Origin of the sequence: Cognatiyoonia sp. IB215182, from assembly GCF_033963905.1 — a bacterium.
Classification (GTDB): Bacteria; Pseudomonadota; Alphaproteobacteria; order Rhodobacterales; family Rhodobacteraceae; genus Yoonia.
This window is the reverse complement of the sequence record NZ_JAXBMB010000048.1, coordinates 1-3,642: the sequence shown is the minus strand read 5'-3', so window position 1 is coordinate 3,642 and position 3,642 is coordinate 1. Positions and strand designations below refer to the sequence as shown.

At 59.6% G+C, this 3,642-nt stretch carries 1 protein-coding gene; it reads right to left on the bottom strand.

Going from position 1 to position 3,642, the window contains the following annotated elements; genetic code table 11:
• A partial coding sequence (locus SLH47_RS26105; protein ID WP_320244058.1) for a pertactin-like passenger domain-containing protein occupies window positions 1–3,167 on the bottom strand: 3,167 nt, incomplete at its 3' end.
• Window positions 3,168–3,642: the final 475 nt, after the last annotated feature.

The following is a 3,642-nucleotide window of genomic DNA, read 5'->3' as shown; positions in this document are numbered from 1 at the left end:
TCCCACAGACTGCTCTCAAGTGCCGCCCCTGTGGTGCTGTGCTCTTCCGACGTGGTGAGCTGCTCTGTCCCCATCCGGATCCACAGCGGCGTGCCCGTATCCTGATCAGCCGCGTCAGTACCTGCGCCGCCCCAGGCCAGGCTCCGGAAGTCCTGCGCACTGCCCCGTTCGTGCAGTGCAGAGGGCGCATTGAACGCCAGCAGCGACGCACCATAGCTGTCATAGACCGGCGCGGACGGTTGATAGGTGACTTCACCGCTCTCTGACAGCGCGCTCAACGCCCAGCTGCGGCCATCCGCGGCCTCGGCCAGTGTGTAGAGGTAGACGCCTGAAATAATGGCACCCTCCCCGTCCGGGGTGATATGGTTGCCACCCACCAATGTGAACGTCCCGTTCGCCTCGCCGTCAACCGTGACCACGTCGATCGCAAGCGGGGTGTCCGCGGCATCGGCGCTGCCCACGCTGGCGATCGACAACTCCATATCGCCTGACATATTGCCGGTGAAGTGAAGACTGTCGGTGCCCGTGCCATCCATACGCGCATCCAGCGCAAAGACACTTGTTCCCGATCCGCCGTAATTCCCGTCTATGGTGATCGCATCCCCCGCAACCCCGTCCTGAACGCTGAAGACGACAGAGCCGTCATTGGTCACTTTATCACCTGCGATCGTCATGCCCCCTTTTACGCCGAACGCGCGGAACGCGGACCCGGCGTCGATCGAGAGATCCATATCTACTGTCGTGACCCAAGCCAGGGTCAACTCCGCCTTATTCAGCGCGATCCCCGACCAGTTTTTGAGGTGGCCCGCTGTCGTTAATATGTTCTGACCATTCAAAATCAGCTGATCATTCGCGCCATCACCGCCGTCCAGTGTGTAGGAGCCATCATAGGTGGTTGCCGCGGAAATGGTGACTGTATCGTTGCCCTCACCGGCATAGATATCACCGGCAAAACGGCCATCTTTCAGTTCCAGGATATCGTTACCCGCCCCAAGACGAATATCACCGGTGATGTCCCCTTCCGATTTGATCTCCACAGCGCCATCCTCGACCTGTATCGCAAGACCAGACACTCCCGCCGTCACGGTAGCGCCCCTAGCGATGTCAATCGTCCCGCCAGCGTGGGAGGTCGTGCGGATCGCGGCGCCAACGCCAGCGCCGCCGGTTACAGACCCCGCCACATCTACGTCAAAGCCTGTCGCACCCCTAGCGCGGATCCCGTCTGCGTCCGTTCCGGAAGCTGTAACCGCCGTGCCCTTGCCCAGACGGGCAACGGCCTGCCCGCGGGCCGATTCCCCCCAAACCCCGTGAGCACTTTCTCCTTTAGTGGTGATTGTGCCGACATCCATTTGGGCTATCGCATCTCCACTCGCATTGTTTTCAGCATAAAGCCCATAGGCCCCGCGACCATGCGTCATGACCTCCCCTGCGATGATCTGCACGGTCGCCGTGGCTTCGCTCGCCATGTTGTAAGTGTTTCCGGCAATTATGGCCCCAAGCCCGTGAGCGTCATCCCCATGCGTGGTAACTGTTCCACCCTTCATTTCGGCAAGCGCATCGCCAAAGCCAGGGATATACGCATAAAGCCCATGGGATTTATTCCCCTTCGTCTCGACTCTCGTCTCGATTTCCGCTTCTTCGTCCTCGGATATACGCACCGTTGCCGTACCCCTACCCTCCACGAAGACGATCCACGAATAAACCCCGTTTGCCCCTTGCCCTTCTGTGGTAACCGAGCCGCCATTGACTTCCGCAAGCGCATGGCCAAGGCCTCCGCTCACGTTGCTCGCCAAAAGCCCATGGGCACGGTTACCGCGGGTACTGACATTCGCCTCTCCAGTCACGCGCGCAGTCGCCGTGTTATCACTCTCCGTGTTGCCGACCCATGCAAAAAGCCCACTACCCCCTTCGGCAGTAACGGTACCGCCCTCCATTTCCACCAGCGCGGAACCACCACCAAAGGAAGTGACCGCCACAAGCCCACTGGCATAGCGACCTTTCACGTGGACACTTCCTTCAGTCATTTGCACTGTCGCATTGCCAGGGCCTTGGTCGCCGGTTGCCATCGCGAGAAGCGCGTCAGAAGCTTCCCCAGCCGTCTCGACAAACCCTCTGGTCAAGCGCACTGTCGCATCGCCGATGCCATCGTTATCCGCATACAAGCCATGGGAATCGGCCCCATGCGTGGTGACCGTGCCACCCGCCATTTCCACAAGCGCATTGGCGTCACTTGCCTGGTTTTGGATCACCGCATACAGGCCATGGGAATCGGCCCCATTTGTGGTTGCCATACCGCCCTCCAGTAGCGCCGTTGCTGTGGCTGTACTGTCCGCATTGGAGATCATCGAATAAAGTCCGTGAGCATTTTTGACTTCCGTGGTGTTTCCAATACCCGTGGTGACCGTCCCGCCTTGCATTTTCGCAATCGCAGCGCCACGGCCCTTGGTTTTCGCATAAAGCCCAACGGCTTTATCACCGAACGTAGTGACAACTCCTTCCTCTTCGGCGAGCACCGCCGTCGCGGCGGCGGTGCTCTCCTCGTTCTTGATCTCCGCCCAAAGCCCGTAAGCACCTTCCCCATGCGTGGTAACCGCGCCACCCTCCATTTCCGCCGTCGCAGCGCCTTCACCCTCGTTGCTCGCCAAAAGCCCATGAGCAATAGCACCTGTCGTATTGACCTCCCCCCCTTCGCTCACATGTGCCATCACCGCGGCCGTACTAGCATCGTTGTCGATCTGCACAAAAAGCCCAGGCGCGAAACCAACTGACCCATCCGTGGTGACTGTACCGCGATCCAGTTGCACAGAAAGATCACTGCCACTCGGCCCAACCACGCGCACCCCAGAACCACCCACCTCAATCGCAGCGTCATCAACGATCAGAGTAAGCCCGTCTGATCCGGTATAGGTGATGCCATCAGCATAGGGGTTCGTGCCAGGATCAGTGGGTGCGTCACATGTGACGGTGTCTTGACCAACCTCGTCCGTCCCACACTCATTGGCGGCCTGTGCTGCGCTGCCAGTGAACAGCACAGCAGCCGTCGCCACCAACAAAAGCCCCGGCGCAATACTTGCCACCTGGCCCTTGAACCTGGTCAAATGACCGCCCCGAACCGAGGTGGTGCGTGCACGAAGGGCGGGCTGGGTGTCTGAGGACTGGTTTGTCATTTTGAAACTCTCCTGTGAGGGACTTGAGCACAATCGAGGCAAGGCACCGCCCTGCCTGTCAGGCAGTCAGTGGGTTGGTAGAATTGCGGGCATAGGTATGGGGATCGGCCGGAGGCGTTGTTCGAGCCTCAAGCAGAAGCGAACCACAGTTGGCGGTCGGCCGCATTGCTTTCGCGCCTTCCGTTCTGATCGGGATAAAAAGTGGAGGATGGTTGCAGCTGATCTCGCGCCGGTGACCGCCACATCACGCTTCACGGGAAGCGGGACTGATCGCACCAAGCCATCTAATCCAGATACAGGGATCGGAGGGGCAGCTAGTCCACAAGCTGTGGCCGGCCTTGGGCCGGATGTCAGATTGTCAGGATAGTTTAACCGGTCAGCGCTGCTGTCTGCATCATGGCGCAGTAGCGGCCCGATGAACCGATGAACCGATGAACCGATGAACCGATGAACCGATGAACCGATGAACCGATGA